Genomic DNA, 16,391 nt, shown 5'->3' with positions numbered 1-16,391 from the left:
TTATTGAAACAACAAATCACCGACGACGCTGAAGGAACATCATGAGCCTCACCCCCACCCGCGCCGACAAGTTCTCGTTCGGACTGTGGACCATCGGCTACAACGGCACCGACCCGTTCGGCGGCCCCACCCGCCCGCAGCTCGACGTGGTGGAGGCGGTGCACAAGCTCGACGAGCTCGGCGCCTACGGCCTCACCTTCCACGACGACGACCTGTTCGCGTTCGGCTCGACCGACGCCGAGCGCCAGAAGCAGATCGACCGCCTCAAGCAGGCCCTCGCCGACACCGGCATCATCGTGCCGATGGTGACCACCAACCTGTTCAGCGCTCCGGTCTTCAAGGACGGCGGATTCACCTCCAACGACCGTGCCGTCCGCCGCTTCGCCCTCCGCAAGGTGCTCCGCAACATCGACCTCGCCGCCGAGCTCGGCGCCAAGACGTTCGTGATGTGGGGCGGCCGCGAGGGCGCCGAGTACGACGCCGCGAAGGACATCCGCGCCGCGCTCGAGCGCTACCGCGAGGCCGTCAACCTCCTCGGCGACTACGTCACCGACAAGGGCTACGACATCCGCTTCGCGATCGAGCCGAAGCCGAACGAGCCGCGCGGCGACATCCTGCTTCCGACCGTGGGCCACGCGCTCGCGTTCATCAACTCGCTGGAGCGCCCGGAGCTCGTCGGCCTCAACCCCGAGGTCGGCCACGAGCAGATGGCGGGCCTCAACTTCGCCGCCGGAATCGCCCAGGCGCTGTACCACGGCAAGCTGTACCACATCGACCTCAACGGCCAGCGCGGCATCAAGTACGACCAGGACCTCGTCTTCGGTCACGGCGACCTGCAGAACGCGTTCGCCCTCGTCGACCTGCTCGAGAACGGCGGCCCCGACGGCGGCCCGGCCTACGAGGGTCCGCGCCACTTCGACTACAAGCCGTCCCGCACCGAGGACATCACCGGCGTCTGGGACTCGGCCGCAGCGAACATGCGCACCTACCTCCTGCTCAAGGAGCGGGCGCAGGCGTTCCGCGCCGACCCGGAGGTGCAGGAGCAGCTGGAGGCGTCCCGCGTCATCGAGCTGTCCCGCCCGACCCTCGGCGAGGGCGAGTCGTACGACGACCTGCTCGCCGACCGCAGCGCCTACGAGGACTTCGACCCGAGCGCCTACTTCGGCGCGAAGGGCTTCGGGTTCGTCCGCCTGCAGCAGCTCGCCCTCGAGCACCTGCTCGGCGCGCGCTGATCCGCATCCACCCCCTCCCCTCCCGCTCCCACCCTCCGTCGAGTCCGCACTTTTTGCACGTTCTCGCTCCGAAAACGTGCAAAGTTCGCGGACTCGACGGCGGGTGGGATCGCCCGTGAAAGGACACCCGTGACTCTCGTCGCCGGCGTCGACTCCTCGACGCAGAGCTGCAAGATGGTCGTGCGCGACCTCGAGACCGGTGCGCTGGTGCGGTCCGGCCGCGCCGCGCATCCCGACGGCACCGAGGTGGACCCCGCGGCATGGTGGAGCGCGCTGCAGGAGGCCATCGAGGCCGCAGGCGGGCTCGATGACGTCGACGCGATCGCCGTCGCCGGGCAGCAGCACGGGATGGTGGTGCTGGATGCGCAGGGCCGGGTCATCCGCGACGCCCTGCTCTGGAACGACACCCGCTCGGCGCAGGCCGCCCGCGACCTGATCGACGAGGTCGGGGCCGAGGAGTACGCGAACCGCGTCGGCGTGGTTCCCGTCGCCTCCTTCACCGCGACCAAGCTGCGCTGGCTGCGGGATGCCGAACCCGAGAACGCCGCGCGGGTCGCCGCGGTCGCGCTCCCGCACGACTGGCTGACCTGGCGCCTCCGCGGCTACGGGCCGGAGGGCGAGAGCGAGCTCGGACCGGACCTCGAGGCGCTGACCACCGACCGCTCCGACGCCAGCGGCACCGCCTACTGGGGCGCGGCCTCTGGCGCATACGACTTCGACCTGTTCGAGCGGGCGCTCGGCCGGCCGGGCCGTGAGGCGGGCTCGTCGGCCGGTGCGGGGAGCGACGCGGTCGTCCTCCCGCGCGTGCTCGGCCCGTCGGAGTCGGCCGGACGGACGCCATCCGGTGTGCTCGTCGGACCGGGCGCGGGCGACAACGCCGGTGCGGCCCTCGGACTCGGCGCCGCGCAAGGCGACGTCGTCGTCTCGATCGGCACGTCCGGAACGGTCTTCGCCGTGACCGATGCGCCCATCGCGGACGCGTCGGGCACCGTCGCGGGCTTCGCGGACGCCTCCGGCCTCTCCCTGCCGCTCATCGCGACTCTCAACGCCGCGCGCGTGCTCGGCTCCGTCGCCGGGCTGCTGTCGGTCGACCACGACGGACTGTCCGCCCTGGCGCTCTCGGCGGAACCCGGATCCGGCGGCGTGGTGCTCGTCCCGTACTTCGAGGGCGAGCGCACCCCCAACCTGCCCGACGCGAAGGCCAGCATCCACGGGCTCACCCTCGCCTCCACGACCCCGGCGAACCTGGCGCGTGCTGCCATCGAGGGGATGCTGTGCGGGCTGGCCGACGGCCTCGACGCCGTGCGGGCGGCCGGCGTGCGCGAGCGCCGCATCCTTCTCATCGGCGGAGCGGCGCAGAACCCGGCCGTGGCGCAGGTCGCCGCGCAGGTGTTCGACGCGCCGGTCGAGGTGCCGGCGCCCGGCGAGTACGTCGCGGACGGCGGCGCGGTGCAGGCCGCATGGGCGCTGACCGGCACGCGTCCGTCCTGGACCGTCGAGACGTCCGCCGCGCTCCCCGTCGACACGCGCTCCGTCATCCGCACCCAGTACGCCGCCGCCCGCGCCTGACCCTCCACCGTCGAGTACGCACAAATTGCACGCTCGCGCGGCGATTCGCGTGCAAAGTTTGCGTACTCGACGGTGGGGTTCAGGGGGTGAGGGCGGATGCGGCGAGGGCGGCTCGGGCGGCGAGGGCGGACGGCGGCTCGGCGATATCGAGGGTGAGGTGGCGTTCGTCGTCGGCGGGCGGCTCGAGCGTCGCCAGCTGACTCTGCAGCATGCCCGACTTCATGAAGTGATGCTCGCGCGACGCCAAGCGGGCTTCGAGGAGCTCCGGCGAACCGCTCAGGTGCAGGAACAGCACGTCGTCCCGGCGGAGCACATCGCGGTACCTCCGCGCGAGCGCGGAGCAGGCGACGACGACCGGACGTCCGGCGTCGAGCCGCTCCCGCATCCACTCGGCGATGGCGGCGAGCCAGGGCGCGCGGTCGTCGTCGGTGAGCGGGACCCCCGCGCTCATCCGCTCGACGTTCGTCGCAGGATGCAGTCCGTCGCCCTCCAGCAGCTCCCAGCCCAGACGCTCGGCGAGGAGCGCCGCGACGGTCGACTTGCCGCATCCGGCGACGCCCATGACGACGACCGCGCGCACCGGCGTCACCCGAGGCCGCCGACGAACAGGCTCAGGATCAGGACACCCGCCAGCCCGACGATCGAGACCAGGCACTCCAGCACGGTCCAGCTCTTCAGGGTCTGCGGGATGCTCAGGCCCAGGTACTCCTTCACCAGCCAGAAGCCGGCGTCGTTGACGTGGGACAGGAACACCGATCCCGCGCCGATCGCCAGCACCATCAGCGACACCATCGGGGTCGACAGGTGCTCGGTGAGCGGGAGCAGGATGCCCGCGGCTGTCACGGTCGCGACCGTCGCCGAGCCCGTGGCGATGCGGATCAGCGCCGCGACAGTCCAGGCGAGGAGGAGCACGAGGATCCCGCTCGCACCGGTCGCCCAGTCCGCGATCACCTGACCGATGCCGGTGTCGACGAGGACCTGCTTGAACCCGCCGCCCGCGCCGACGATGAGGAGGATGCCCGCGATCGGGGGCAGGGAGGCGCCGAGGCTGGTCTGCATGGCCTTGCGGTCCATCCCGCCGCCGACACCGAGCAGCAGCAGTCCGGCGAGCACGGCGACCGTCAGGGCGATGACCGGCGTGCCGAGGAAGTCGAGCACGACCTTCCACACGGGGGCCGCGTCGGGGGCGGCGATGTCGGCGACGGCCTTGCCGAGCATGAGGACGACGGGTAGCAGGATGCTGATCAGCGCGGCCCCGAACGACGGCCGGCGGCGTGCGGGGCCGTCGCCCTCCTCCGGGACGAACAGGTCCGGGACGCCGACCGGAACCCAGCGCGCGGCCAGCCGGCTGAACAGCGGGCCCGCGACGGCGATCGTCGGAATGGCGACGAGCACGCCGAAGGCCAGCGTGAGGCCGAGGTTGGCGCCGAGCGCGCTGATCGCGACCAGGGGTCCGGGGTGCGGCGGCACCAGCCCGTGCATGGCGGAGAGGCCCGCGATGGTCGGCAGGGCGATGCGCATCAGCGGGAGGCCCGACCGGCGGGTCACCAGGATGATCACCGGCATCAGGAGCACGAGGCCGACCTCGAAGAACATCGGCAGACCGATGATCGCGCCGACGGCGCCCATCGTCCACGGCAGCAGGCGCGCGCTGGTGCGCGAGACGAGGGTGTCGACGATACGGTCGGCGCCGCCGGAATCGGCGAGCAGCTTGCCGTACATCGCACCGAGGCCGATGAGCACGCCGACGCTGCCCATCGTGTTTCCGAAGCCGGTGATGAAGCTGGCGATCGCCGCGTCCGCCGCCAGTCCCGCGGCGAGGCCCGCGACGAGCGAGCCGAGCAGGAGCGAGAGGAACGGGTGCAGCTTGAGCCAGGTGATCAGCACGACGATGACCGCGATGCCCGCCAGGGCGGCGAAGATGAGCTGGCCTTCGGGGCCGCTGGGAGTTGGAGCGGGGGCGGGGGCCGCAGTGCGAGCGGCAGCCGCCAGGTGAGCGAGCAGGGTGGGGGTCATGAACGTCCTTGGTCGTGAATCCGGATAGGGCACGAACACTCTAGGAATAAACCTGATTTGTGTCTAATCGAGGTAAATAATGACGGGTTTATGGGCAATGCGTGTCGCTTTGACCCGATCACATCCGTACGCAGATAATGAAGCGTGACTCAGGCAACGCAGGCCTCCCAGCACGAGCAGGCGATCGCCTCCCTCGGCGCCCGCATCGTCGCGGGCGACATCCCCGTCGGAGCGGTGCTCACGCCCGAAGGGCTCGGGATCTCGCGGACGGTCCTGCGGGAATGCATCCGCGTGCTCGAGTCGCTGGGGCTCGTGCAGGCCAGGCGGCGTCGAGGGACGGTCGTGCTGCCCGAGTCGTCGTGGCAGGCGCTCGATCCGCGCATCCTCAGCTGGCGTCTCGCCGGTCCCGACCGGCTGACCGCGCTCGCGGAGCTCGGCGAACTGCGGATGGCGATCGAACCGGTCGCCGCGCGGCTGGCGAGCGCCCGGGCGACGCCGGCTCAGTGCGGCGCGCTCACCGCCGCGATCGTCGGGATGTCGGCGACCCAGCGGTCGGCGGACCGCGAGGAGTATCTGGCGCACGATCGCGACTTCCACCGCGTGCTGCTGGAGGCATCCGGCAACCCGGTGTTCTCGGCGCTCAGCGACGCCGTCGCGGAGGCGCTGAACGGGCGGACCGTGCACGCGCTGATGCCCGACACGGCGAACCCGGAGGCGATCCGGCTGCATGAGGAGGTCGCCGCGGCGGTCCGTCGGGGCGACGCCGCAGCCGCCGAGGCCGCGATGCGCGCGATCGTGGAGGAGGCGAGCGCCGCCCTCACCCGCTGACGCGCCCTATCCCTCCCCTCCGCCCCCTCCCGCCCACCGTCGAGTACGCACAAATTGCACGCCCACATGGCGAATCGTGTGCAAAGTTTGCGGACTCGACGGTGGGGGGAGGGGGCGAGGGTCAGGGGCGGAAGCGGCTGGCGAGGGCAGCGCCGGCGGCGCGCGCCCAGCGTGCGGGGTCGGCGATCGCGGCGGCGGACGAGCCGGCGAGGTCGGTCAGGGCGACGGCGTCGGCGAAGCCGGCGGTGGGCGCCTGGATGCTGCCGGCAGCCAGCAGGACGCGCGCGCCCGCGTCGCGCGCCAGACCGGCGACGTACGTTGGCACCTTCCCCGACGCCGACTGACTGTCGAAGCGCCCCTCCCCCGTGATGACCGCATCCGCCGCCGCGATCGTCGACGGCAGCCCCAGCGCCTCACCGACCGCGGCCGCGCCCGGCGCCATCCGCGCGCCCCAGACCAGGAGGCCGAAGCCGGTTCCGCCCGCGGCTCCGGCGCCGGGCTCGTCCGGGTCGGTCGCAGCGCCGGCCGCCCGCAGCGTCTCGGCGAGGCGCCGCAGTCCCGCCTCCAGCACCGCCACATCCTGCTCGCCGGCGCCCTTCTGCGGTCCGAAGACCGCGGCGGCCCCGAGCGGACCGAGCAAGGGACTCGTGACATCGCTGAGGATGCGCGCGCCGCCGGCCGGGAGCGCCGCGAGGCGCGAGAGATCGGCCCGCGCGAGCGACGCCAGTCCGTGGTTGCCGCGCGCGATGTCGCGCCCGGCCGCATCCACCAACCGCGCGCCGAGCGCAGTGAGCGCCCCCGCGCCGCCGTCCGTCGACGCGCTGCCCCCGATCGCCAGGAGCAGCGACCCGGCCCCCGATTGCAGGGCATCCGCGATCGCCTGTCCGAACCCCACCGTGTGCGCTGCGAACGGCGCCAGCCGCGGCATCCTGCCCAGCCCACTCGTCTCGGCGAGTTCGACGACCGCCGTGCCGTCTGGGAGCATCAACCACGAGGCGTCGACCTCCGTGTCGTCGGGGCCGACGACACGGACGGGATGCCGGACGGCGCCGGGCACCGCCGCCTCGAACGCGTCGAGGGTCCCCTCGCCGCCGTCCGCCATGGGCGCGAGCACGACGCGGTCACCCGGGCGCTCGCAGGCCCAGCCCTCCGCGAGAGCAGCGGCGACCTCGGCGGCGGACGCCGAGCCCTTGAAGGAGTCCGGCGCGACGACGATGACGCTCATGCCCCCACCTTCGCATGGATGCGGTGGCCGCGCCCCGGCACCGGCCCGCGGATCACGCCCGCTCGGCCGACCGCAGTCCGACCGCGCGATCGAACGCGTCCACGGTGCGCGCGACGACCGCTGCGGGGTCCGCCGCCCAGATCGCCTCGTTGAAGATCTCGACCTCGACATCGCCGGTGTAGCCCGCCTCGGCGACCGCCGCACTGATGGGCGCGAAGTCGATGTGGCCGTCGCCCATCATCCCGCGCGCCAGGAGCACGTCGGCGGGGAGCGGCGTCACCCAGTCGCACACCTGGTAGCTGGCGATGCGACCGTCACGACCGGCGCGGGCGATCTGGGCGAACAGGTCGGGGTCCCACCACAGGTGGAAGGTGTCGACGACGACGCCGACGGACTCGGTCGGGAAGGGTTCCGCAATGTCGAGCGCCTGCCCGAGCGTCGACACCACTGCACGGTCGGCCGCGTACATCGGGTGCAGCGCCTCGATGGCGAGGGTGACGCCGGAGGCGCGGGCCTCCGGTTCCAGCTCCGCGATCGCGTCCGCGACCCGGGCGCGGGCACCGGGGAGGTCGTGCGAGCCATCGGGCAGCCCGCCGGCGACCAGGACCAGGACGGCCGCCGAGCCGGGGGCGCCGGCCGCGGCGAGCGCCGCCGTCTCCTCGATGGCGCGCCGGTTCTCGTCCAGGGCCGCGCGCCGCTGGGCGCCCTCCGGCGCGGTGAAGAAGCCGCCACGGCACAGGCTCGAGACGCGCAGACCGGAGTCGGCGAGCATCCGAGCCGCCACATCCAGCCCGACCTCGGCCACGGGCTCGCGCCAGAGGCCGATCGCCTCGACTCCGGCCGAGCCGACGACGCGCAGCGCCTCGGCGAGGTTCGCGTACTTGATGGTCGCCTGGTTGATCGACAGGCGCGGATCGGCCGTCATGCGTCGACCCCGTTCAGCCGGAGCAGCGACGTCCAGCGCTCGGCGGCGAGGTCCGGTCGCTCCAGCGCACCGCACTCCCCCGCAAGCCGGACGATCTCGGACAGATGGGGCAGGCTGCGCGCGGAGTGCAGTCCGCCGACCATGGAGAACGACTGCTGGTGCCCGTTCAGCCAGGAGAGGAAGGCGACGCCGGTCTTGTAGTAGAAGGTCGGCGCCGCGAAGACCTGGCGGGAGAGCTGCTGCGTCGGCTCGAGGATGCTCCGGTACTGTGCGGAGTCGCCGCGGTCGAGCGCCTGGATCGCCACGGACGCCGCCGGCGCGAGCGCCGCGAACGCGCCGAGGAGGGCGTCCGAGTGGCCGGAACCGTCGTCCTCGATCAGCTCGACGTAGTTGAAGTCGTCGCCGGTGAACATGCGCACGCCCTCGGGCAGGCGCGCCCGCAGCGAGCGCTCCGCCGCGGCGTCCAGGAGGCTCATCTTGATCCCGGAGACCCGGCCGTCGGCGGCCTCGATGATCCGCAGCACCGTCTCGCCGGCCGTCGCGACATCGGCGGAGCCGAAGTACCCGTCGAGCGCGGGGTCGAACGCCGGGCCGAGCCAGTGCAGCACGACCGGCGTGGACGCCGCGGCGAGCACCTCGCCGTAGACGCGCTCGTAGTCGGCCGGCGACTCCGCCACGCGGGCCAGGTGCCGGCTGGCCATGAGGACGACCCCCGCACCGGCCTCCTCGGTGAAGTGCAGCTGCGTCTTGTACGCGTCGATGACGGCATCCAGCGGGATGACCAGCTCGTCGACGTGGTCCGTGTTGACACCGGCGACGACCGAGCCGCCCACCTCCCGGGCGTCGGCGGCGCTCCGCGAGATCAGCTCACGCGTCGCCGCCGCGTCCAGACCCATGTTGCGCTGGGCCGTGTCCATCGCGTCGGCGACACCGAGCCCCCAGGAGTACACGTGCCTGCGGAACGCGAGCGTCGCCTCCCAGTCGATGTCGGCGGGTGCTCCGGGCACGTTCTCCGCCCAGGGCTTCGGGATGACGTGAGCCGCCGCGTAGGCGACCCGCGACCGCAGCGGGGCGGCCGGGCGCGTGAACGCCGGAGCGGAGCCGAGATCGGCGGACGACGTGGCGCCGTCGGCACCGATCAGGGTGACGGCGGTCGCGGTGGAGAGCGCGGCGGCCGTCATCGTGCCGCCGCCTCCAGATCAGCGGCGCCCGCGGTCGGCGCCGACGTGGTGTCGAGCGTCACCTCGGGCAACTCGATCCGCCGTCCCTCCCGCGACGAGCGCAGCCCGAGCTCGGCCAGCTGGACGCCGCGGGCACCCGCGAGGAAGTCGAACCGGTTGGGGCCGCCCTCGAGCACGTGCCGCAGGAACTCCTCCCACTGCGTCTTGAACCCGTTCTCGAACACCTCGTTGGCCGGCGACTCGATCCAGTCGGCCGCGTAGTCGTGCGCGTCGGCGAGGTCCGGGTTCCACACCGGCTTCGGCGTCGCGTTGCGGGGCTGGATCTTGCAGCCGAACAGACCCACGACCGCGCTCCCGAGCGTGCCGTCGACCTGGAACTCGACCAGCTCGTCGCGGTTGACGCGGGTGGTCCAGCTGGAGTTGAGCTGCGCGGTGATGCCGCCCGCCAGCTGGAAGATCGCGTAGGCCGCGTCGTCCGCGGTGGCCGCGTACGCCTCCCCGCGCTCGTCGACGCGCTGCGGGATCTCGGTGACCGCCTGCGCGTACACCGACTCCACACGGCCGAAGAGGTTCTCGAGCACGTAGCTCCAGTGCGGGAACATGTCGACGACGATGCCGCCGCCGTCCTCCGCGCGGTAGTTCCAGCTCGGCCGCTGCGCCGCCTGCCAGTCGCCCTCGAACACCCAGTACCCGAACTCTCCGCGGACTGACAGGATGCGGCCGAAGAAGCCGGAGTCGATCAACCGCTTGAGCTTGCGCATGCCGGGCAGGTAGAGCTTGTCGTGGACGACGCCGTTCTTGATGCCCGCGTCGTCGGCGAGGCGCGCGAGCTCCAGCGCCTCCTCGAAGCTCTCGGCCGTCGGCTTCTCGGTGTAGATCGCCTTGCCCGCGGCGATGGCCTTGCGGATGGCGGCCGAGCGCGCCTTCGTGACGAGGAAGTCGGCGTAGATCTGCCAGCGGTCGTCGGCGAGGGCCGCGTCGAGGTCGGTCGTGTAGTCGGCGATGTCGTGGCGCTTCGCGAGCTCGGCCAGCTTCTCCTCGTTGCGTCCGACCAGCAGGGGCACCACCTGCACACGGCGGCCGTCGGACAGCTCGACGCCGCCCTGGTCGCGGATGGCGAGGATCGAGCGGACCAGGTGCTGGCGGTATCCCATGCGCCCGGAGACGCCGTTCATGATGATGCCGATCGACGACACGTGTACTCCTTCGTATGTGCTGCACTCGATTGGAAAGCGCTTACCGAGCCTAACGCCCGCCGCCCCGCCCGGTCAAGCCGCCCGCCCCCCGCGCCGATTTGGCGCAAATCGCGGTTATCGGTGAGCGATTCCCGCGATTTGCGCCAAATCGCGAACGGGGCGGGGTCACGCGGCTCGACGCGCTGCGGGCATCGAGGCGGACACCGGGTCGTCCCGCGTGAAGTCGATGGCGTGCGCCTGCTTGCCGAAGGCGGTCAGCAGGATGACGGCGATCGCCGCGATGCCGACCGTCGACGCCATCGCCCAGCCGTAGCCGAGCTGCGGAGCGAGTGCCTGCTGGATGGGCAGGTTGAACGCCGCGATCACGTTGCCCAGCTGGTAGGTCACGCCCGGATAGAACCCGCGGATCGCGTTCGGCGACATCTCGTTCAGGTGCGCCGGGATGGCACCCCAGGCCCCCTGCGTCGTGAACTGGATGAGCGCGGAGCCGAGGCACAGCAGCCCTGCCGTCTGCGAGAACGCGAAGATCGGGATGATCGGGATGGTCAGAGCCGCCCCGAGGATGATCGTCGCCTTCCGGCCCCAGCGGTCCGACAGAGAGCCGAGCACGACGCAGCCGACGATCGCGCCGATGTTGTAGACGACGGCGATCCAGCCGGCCGTCGCCGCATCCAGTCCGGCTCCCCCGTTCTCGGTCGACTTCAGGAACGTCGGGTAGATGTCCTGCGTGCCGTGGCTCATCCAGTTGAACGCAGCCATCAGCAGCACCAGGTACACGAACCGGCGCAGCACCTTGCCGTCGAAGAACACGCGGCGGATGGACGTGTCGGCCTTCCGCATCTTCTCGCGGGTGTTCTCCCACACCTCCGACTCCTTGACGCGGGAGCGGATGATGAGCGTGATCAGCGCGGGCAGGATGCTCAGCGCGAACATCCACCGCCAGTTCAGCCCGAGGACCGAGTGCACCAGCAGGAAGGCGAGCGACGCCAGCAGGTAGCCGGCGGAGTAGCCGGCCTGCAGGATGCCGGAGTAGAAGCCGCGACGGGTGCGCGGCACCTTCTCCATCGTGAGCGCGGCGCCGAGGCCCCACTCGCCGCCCATCCCGATGCCGTAGAGCAGCCGCAGGATGAAGAGCACGGTGAAGTTGGGGGCGAAGGCGCAGAGGAATCCCACGACCGAGTAGAAACACACGTCGACCATGAGCGGGATGCGCCGGCCGATCCGGTCGGCCCATAGACCGAACAGGTACGCGCCGACGGGGCGCATGATCAGCGTGATGGTCGTGAGGTACGCCATCTGCTCGAGCGGGACGTGGAACTCGGCCCCGATCTCGGCGTAGACGAGCACGATGATGAAGTAATCGAAGGCGTCCATCATCCAGCCGAGGAGCGACGCGATGAACGCGTTGCGCTGGTCGGGGTTCAGGCGGGTGGAGGCGATAGCAGTGTCGGACACAGGTTCCCTTCCGATCGACGGTGATCGGCACGCGCGCGAGAAAGCGCTTACCATCGCGTTACGATAGACCCCGTTTCGCGGGTGTCAACCCGAACCGACGGAGGTTGTGATGCGAGCACTGATCCTGAGCGGCGCCGGGCGGTACGCCGATCCCTGGCACCCGTTCGCCGAGACGTCGGAGAGACTCGCGGGCATCCTTCGCGACGAAGGGCTCGAGGTCGAGATCTCCGAAGAGGTGGATGCGCGCATGGCCGCGCTGACCACCGACGCGCCCGACCTGCTGGTGCTCAACATCGGCGACCCGGCGCTCACCGGCACCCCGGACCCGGAGGCCGAACGCCGCGGCCGGGACGGCCTGCTCGCGTACCTCGCCTCCGGGCGGCCGCTGCTCGCGTCGCACGTCACGTCGACCTCGCTGCGCGGCATCCCCGAGTGGGAGAGCATCCTCGGCGGCGTCTGGGTGCGCGGCACGACGTTCCACCCCGACTACGGGCCGGCCCGAATCCATGTTCACGCCGATCGCAGCCCCATCGTGGCGGGGCTCGACGACTTCTCGGTGACGGACGAGCGGTACACCGACCTGCGCGTGCAGCCGGACGTGCTGGCGCTCGCCTCGCACGAGCACGACGGCACCGAGCATCCACTGATGTGGGAGCGCGAGTACGGCCCTGCGACGATCTTCTACGACGCGCTCGGCCATGACGCCGCTTCCTACGACGCCCAGACCCACCGCGAGATCCTCCGCCGGGCGGTGCGTCGCCTCGTCTCCTGAGCCGCTTCCGGGCTCTCCCAAATTCGTGCTTGACGTGGCGACCCGGGATGCGCATTATTGGGAATGCGCATTCTGGGAATGCGCAATCCGGACCACCGCCCCACCCGAGGAGTCGACGATGACCGCAGCGAGCACGCCCGTCGCCGCCTTCGCCATGCGACCGGACCTGCCGGCTCTGTTGTTCTCGTCCGACGACCTCGCCGCCCTCCGGTCGATCGTCGTGCTGGACGCCACCGTCACCATCACCGACTTCGCCACCGCGCCCGCCGGGCTGCTCGACAGCGTGGAGATCCTCGTCACCGGATGGGGCGCCCCGCACATCGGGCCGGCGGAGCTCGACCGCATGCCCCTGCTGCGGGCCATCGTCCACGCCGCCGGCACGGTGAAGGGCCACATCGACGACGCCGCGTGGGATCGCGGAGTGCTCGTCACCAGCGCGGCCAACGCCAACGCCTATCCCGTCGCCGAGTACACGCTCGCCATGATCCTGCTGGCCGGGAAGGGCGTGCCGGACTACATCCGCGGATACGCGACCGACCCGGCCCTCTACGAGCGCGAGGCCGACCCGGCGATCGGCAACTTCCGCCGGACGGTCGGCATCATCGGCGCCTCCCGCGTCGGCCGCCGGGTGATCGAGCTGCTCGAGCCGTTCGACATCGACGTGCTGCTGTACGACCCGCAAGTGCGCCAGGGCGACCCCGTGCTCGAGCGAGCGCGGGCTGTGACCCTCGACGACCTCTTCGCCGGATCGAGCATCGTCAGCGTGCACGCGCCGCTGTTGCCCGAGACGGTCGGGATGGTCGGCGCCGCGCAGCTCGCCCTGCTGCCCGACGGCGCCACCCTGATCAACACCGCCCGCGCCCCGATCGTCGACCAGGAGGCACTCACCGCCGCGGTCCGCGACCGCGGCCTGCGCGCCGTCCTCGACGTGACCGAGCCCGAACCCCTCCCCGCGGAGCACCCGCTGCGGTCTCTGCCGGGAGTGGTGCTCACACCCCACGTCGCGGGTGCGCTCGGCACCGAGGTCCGTCGCCTGGGAGAGTGCGCCCGGCACGAGATCGAACGATTCGTCGCCGGGGAGCCGGCCGAACATCCCGTCACGAAGGAAGCTCTGATCGCCGTTGCCTGAGACTGTCACCGTACCCACCACCCCTTCGATCCAGGAGGCATCCCCCATGCGCGAGCTCCGCGACTACGACGTCCAGATGTTCATCGACGGCCGGTTCGAGCGACCGGAGGCCGGCGACGGCATCCCCGTGCTCGACAAAGCGGCCGGCGTGCCGTTCGGCAGCTACGGCAACGCCTCCCCCGCACAGGTCGACCGCGCGGTGGCCGCGGCCCGCCACGCGCAGCCCGCCTGGGCGCAGGTGGACGGGAACACGCGTTCCGCGATCATCCGCCGGTTCGCCGCGGAGCTCGAGAACCGGCGCGACGAGCTCCTGACCCTGCTCATCCGCGAGACCGGCGGAACGCTCGAGAAGGCGGAGGAGGAGCTCGGGCAGGCGATCACGCAGCTCGAGAACTCCGCCACCCAGCTCACCGAGAACGCGGGGAGCATCCTCCCTCCGTACAAGTCGGGAAAGCTCTCGCTCTCTCGCGCCGTCCCCCTCGGCGTCATCGGCCTGATCGTCCCCTGGAACTACCCGATGAGCCTGGCCATGCGTGCGCTCGCCCCCGGGCTCGCCTACGGGAACGCCGTCGTGCTCAAGCCCGCCGAGCTGACCCCGATCGCCGGAGGCCAGATCCTCGCGGAGGCCGCGCTCGCGGCCGGCGTCCCGGCCGGCGTGTTCGCGGTCGTCCCGGGCGACGGGCCGACCACGGGCCGCACGCTCAGCGAGCACCCGGACCTCGACCTCATCCACTTCACCGGATCGTTCGAGGTCGGCCACCAGATCGCCAACTTCGCCGCGCGATCCTTCCGGCCCGTCGCCACCGAGCTCGGCGGCGACAACGCCTTCGTCGTGCTCGACGACGCCGACATCGACCAGGCCGCCAGCTGCGCCGTGTGGTCGTCGCTCTGGTACCAGGGTCAGACCTGCATCACCGCCGGGCGCCACATCGTCCACCGGGATGTCGCGGCGGCATACACCGACGCCGTCGTCGAGCGCGTGCGCGCCCTCCGCGTGGGCGACCCGCTGCGCGACGACGTCGACCTCGGGCCGATCATCAGCGAGACCCAGCTGCGCCGCTTCGCCGATGGCCTGGTCCGGCCGTCCATCGCGGCCGGCGCCACCGTGGCCGTCGGCGGCGATCACGACGGCCTCTTCTACCAGCCCACCGTCCTCACCGGCGTCACCCCCGACATGCCGGTGTTCACGGAGGAGATCTTCGGCCCGGTGATGCCGATCACCGTCGTCGACAGTGAGGCGGAGGCACTCGCCCTCGTCAACAGGCACCGCACGCTCATGAACTCCGTCTTCACCGGCGACCCGATGCGCGGACTCGCGTTCGCGGAACAGGTGAAGAGCAACGAGGTCCATGTCAACGACGGGTACGCCCGCCACGGCGGCGAGGGACAGCTCGCCGGCTTCACCCATCGGCAGTGGATCGGCATCCAGACCACCCCCGTGCGCTACCCCGCATGGGCCGAGGGCTGAACCCACCCGACGCACCACGAGAACGCACCACGAATCATCGAAGGAGATGCACACAGTGAGGAAGTCAACGCTGAGGACCATCGGCGCGGTGGTCGGCGTGGCCGCCGCCGCGGCCACGGTCCTGACCGGCTGCTCGAGCTCCGGCGGAGGGACCTCGTCGTCCTCCGGCGGCAAGGTCACCCTGTCCTACGTCAACTGGGACGGCGGCATGCAGGCCGTCGTCGACGAGTGGAACAAGGCCAACCCGGACATCCAGGTCAAGCTGACCAAGCCGTCCGGCACCGGGTACACCCTGTACAACAAGCTGATCACCAACAACAAGGCCGGCACGAATCCCGACGTCACCGAGGTCGAGTACCAGGCGCTCCCGGCCCTGATCGCCAACAAGGTCGTCGTCCCGATCGACAAGTACGTCGGCGACCTCTCCGGCGACTTCTCGAAGTCGACGCTGGCGCAGGTGCAGTTCGAGGGCAAGACGTACGGCGTCCCGCAGAACGTCTGCCCGATGGTGTTCTTCTACCGCAAGGACATCTGGGACTCGCTCGGCCTGACCGCACCGAAGACCTGGGACGAGTACGCCGCTGACGCCGCGAAGATCCACGCGGCCGACCCGTCCAAGTTCATCGGCAACTTCACCGCCGCCGACCCCGGCTGGTTCGCCGGGCTCGCCCAGCAGGCGGGCGCCGACTGGTGGAAGGCCTCCGGTGACGAGTGGACGGTCGCCATCAACGACGCCGCCTCCAAGAAGGTCGCCGACTACTGGAGCGGGCTCGTCAACCAGGGCGTCGTCAGCCCGGAGCCGAACTGGTCCGCCCAGTGGAACACCGACATGAACAACGGCACCCTCGTGGGCTGGGTCAGCGCGCAGTGGGCGCCCAACCAGCTGCCGTCCATCGCCAAGGACACCGCGGGCAAGTGGGTCGCGGCGCCCCTCCCCGCCTGGACGGCCGGAGACGACAGCGTCGGCATCTGGGGCGGCGAGACCGAGGCCGTGACGGCCAACTCGAAGCACCCGGCCGAGGCCGCGAAGTTCGTGAAGTGGATGAACTCCTCCAAGGAGGGCGTCGCCTCGCTGATCAAGAACGTGCAGGTCTTCCCCGCGAGCCTGTCGAACCAGACGGCTCCGGAGCTCCAGACCCCGCCGCCGTTCATGTCGAACCAGCCGGACTACTACACCCTCATGGGCACGCTGGCGAAGGGCGTCCGCACCTTCGACATCTGGGGACCGAACGCGAACGTCACGTTCGACTCCTACTCGAACGCCTTCGGCGACGCACTGCAGAACAAGACGCCGCTCGCCGCGGCTCTCGACAAGATGCAGTCGAGCACGGTGTCCGACATGAAGAAGATCGGGTTCAAGGTCACGGGCTGACCTTGCTTCCCCCGGCGGGGGCG

Annotated in this window: 14 protein-coding genes; 7 read left to right on the top strand and 7 right to left on the bottom strand. The window is 71.2% G+C overall.

Going from position 1 to position 16,391, the window contains the following annotated elements; translation table 11 throughout:
- Positions 1 to 41: 41 nt before the first annotated feature.
- Positions 42 to 1,232 (top strand): xylose isomerase, encoded by a 1,191-nt coding sequence (gene xylA, locus AXZ95_RS04790; protein WP_018189877.1) that lies wholly within the window; start codon positions 42 to 44, stop codon positions 1,230 to 1,232.
- A gap of 129 nt (positions 1,233 to 1,361) precedes the next feature.
- Positions 1,362 to 2,801, top strand: a complete 1,440-nt coding sequence (xylB, locus tag AXZ95_RS04785; protein WP_018189876.1) for a xylulokinase — start codon at positions 1,362 to 1,364, stop codon at positions 2,799 to 2,801.
- A gap of 79 nt (positions 2,802 to 2,880) precedes the next feature.
- On the opposite strand, the gene AXZ95_RS04780 is transcribed toward xylB, so the two are convergent.
- Together AXZ95_RS04780 and AXZ95_RS04775 are read right to left on the bottom strand one after the other, a co-directional pair.
- Positions 2,881 to 3,390 carry a gluconokinase gene (locus AXZ95_RS04780; RefSeq protein ID WP_018189875.1) on the bottom strand — a complete coding sequence of 170 codons (510 nt, stop codon included), beginning with the start codon at positions 3,388 to 3,390 and terminating at the stop codon, positions 2,881 to 2,883.
- Positions 3,387 to 4,817, bottom strand: coding sequence for a gluconate:H+ symporter (locus tag AXZ95_RS04775; RefSeq protein ID WP_018189874.1), 1,431 nt, complete (start codon positions 4,815 to 4,817; stop codon positions 3,387 to 3,389). The genes AXZ95_RS04780 and AXZ95_RS04775 overlap by 4 nt, the downstream gene beginning before the upstream one ends.
- 144 nt (positions 4,818 to 4,961) lie before the next feature.
- Here AXZ95_RS04775 and AXZ95_RS04770 point away from each other — a divergent pair, with 144 nt between their 5' ends.
- Positions 4,962 to 5,645, top strand: a complete 684-nt coding sequence (locus AXZ95_RS04770) for an FCD domain-containing protein (RefSeq protein WP_018189873.1) — start codon at positions 4,962 to 4,964, stop codon at positions 5,643 to 5,645.
- A 121-nt stretch (positions 5,646 to 5,766) separates the two neighbouring features.
- On the opposite strand, the gene AXZ95_RS04765 is transcribed toward AXZ95_RS04770, so the two are convergent.
- The 5 genes from AXZ95_RS04765 to AXZ95_RS04745 form a co-directional block, all read right to left on the bottom strand.
- Positions 5,767 to 6,870: a glycerate kinase gene (locus tag AXZ95_RS04765; RefSeq protein ID WP_018189872.1), complete on the bottom strand. Its 1,104-nt coding sequence runs from the start codon at positions 6,868 to 6,870 to the stop codon at positions 5,767 to 5,769.
- A 52-nt stretch (positions 6,871 to 6,922) separates the two neighbouring features.
- Complete coding sequence (locus AXZ95_RS04760; RefSeq protein WP_018189871.1) at positions 6,923 to 7,795, bottom strand: sugar phosphate isomerase/epimerase family protein; 873 nt, start codon at positions 7,793 to 7,795, stop codon at positions 6,923 to 6,925.
- A complete protein-coding gene (locus tag AXZ95_RS04755) occupies positions 7,792 to 8,976 on the bottom strand; it encodes a dihydrodipicolinate synthase family protein (RefSeq protein ID WP_018189870.1) in 1,185 nt (394 codons plus the stop codon). The genes AXZ95_RS04760 and AXZ95_RS04755 overlap by 4 nt, the downstream gene beginning before the upstream one ends.
- Entirely contained in the window at positions 8,973 to 10,172 is a 1,200-nt protein-coding gene (locus AXZ95_RS04750; RefSeq protein WP_018189869.1) for a Gfo/Idh/MocA family oxidoreductase, read from the bottom strand. Before AXZ95_RS04750 ends, AXZ95_RS04755 begins: the two co-directional genes overlap by 4 nt.
- A gap of 165 nt (positions 10,173 to 10,337) precedes the next feature.
- A complete protein-coding gene (locus AXZ95_RS04745; protein WP_018189868.1) occupies positions 10,338 to 11,627 on the bottom strand; it encodes an MFS transporter in 1,290 nt (429 codons plus the stop codon).
- Between the two features lie 109 nt (positions 11,628 to 11,736).
- On the opposite strand from AXZ95_RS04745, the gene AXZ95_RS04740 reads away from it, so the two are divergent.
- The 4 genes from AXZ95_RS04740 to AXZ95_RS04725 all read left to right on the top strand — a co-directional run bounded on the left by AXZ95_RS04740 (position 11,737) and on the right by AXZ95_RS04725 (position 16,368).
- Positions 11,737 to 12,399, top strand: a complete 663-nt coding sequence (locus AXZ95_RS04740) for a ThuA domain-containing protein (RefSeq protein WP_018189867.1) — start codon at positions 11,737 to 11,739, stop codon at positions 12,397 to 12,399.
- 118 nt (positions 12,400 to 12,517) lie between these two features.
- Positions 12,518 to 13,528, top strand: a complete 1,011-nt coding sequence (locus tag AXZ95_RS04735) for a hydroxyacid dehydrogenase (RefSeq protein ID WP_018189866.1) — start codon at positions 12,518 to 12,520, stop codon at positions 13,526 to 13,528.
- 46 nt (positions 13,529 to 13,574) lie between these two features.
- On the top strand, positions 13,575 to 14,996 hold the full coding sequence (locus AXZ95_RS04730) for an aldehyde dehydrogenase family protein (RefSeq protein ID WP_018189865.1): 1,422 nt from the start codon (positions 13,575 to 13,577) through the stop codon (positions 14,994 to 14,996).
- A gap of 55 nt (positions 14,997 to 15,051) precedes the next feature.
- The gene (locus tag AXZ95_RS04725; RefSeq protein WP_231374346.1) at positions 15,052 to 16,368 is read left to right on the top strand and encodes a sugar ABC transporter substrate-binding protein; all 1,317 of its coding nucleotides are present in this window, start codon (positions 15,052 to 15,054) and stop codon (positions 16,366 to 16,368) included.
- Positions 16,369 to 16,391 lie beyond the last annotated feature (23 nt).

Source organism: Leifsonia sp. 115AMFTsu3.1 (genome assembly GCF_004362795.1).
Taxonomy (GTDB): domain Bacteria; phylum Actinomycetota; class Actinomycetes; order Actinomycetales; family Microbacteriaceae; genus Leifsonia.
This window is presented reverse-complemented; position numbering and strand designations above follow the sequence as displayed.

What these genes read in the sequence shown, in the direction of transcription:
- xylA (WP_018189877.1), top strand. Translation starts at nt 42, where the DNA reads ATGAGCCTCACCCCCACCCGCGCCGACAAGTTCTCGTTCGGACTGTGG.
- AXZ95_RS04775 (WP_018189874.1), bottom strand. Translation starts at nt 4,817, where the DNA reads ATGACCCCCACCCTGCTCGCTCACCTGGCGGCTGCCGCTCGCACTGCG.
- AXZ95_RS04765 (WP_018189872.1), bottom strand. Translation starts at nt 6,870, where the DNA reads ATGAGCGTCATCGTCGTCGCGCCGGACTCCTTCAAGGGCTCGGCGTCC.
- AXZ95_RS04760 (WP_018189871.1), bottom strand. Translation starts at nt 7,795, where the DNA reads ATGACGGCCGATCCGCGCCTGTCGATCAACCAGGCGACCATCAAGTAC.
- AXZ95_RS04755 (WP_018189870.1), bottom strand. Translation starts at nt 8,976, where the DNA reads ATGACGGCCGCCGCGCTCTCCACCGCGACCGCCGTCACCCTGATCGGT.
- AXZ95_RS04740 (WP_018189867.1), top strand. Translation starts at nt 11,737, where the DNA reads ATGCGAGCACTGATCCTGAGCGGCGCCGGGCGGTACGCCGATCCCTGG.
- AXZ95_RS04735 (WP_018189866.1), top strand. Translation starts at nt 12,518, where the DNA reads ATGACCGCAGCGAGCACGCCCGTCGCCGCCTTCGCCATGCGACCGGAC.
- AXZ95_RS04730 (WP_018189865.1), top strand. Translation starts at nt 13,575, where the DNA reads ATGCGCGAGCTCCGCGACTACGACGTCCAGATGTTCATCGACGGCCGG.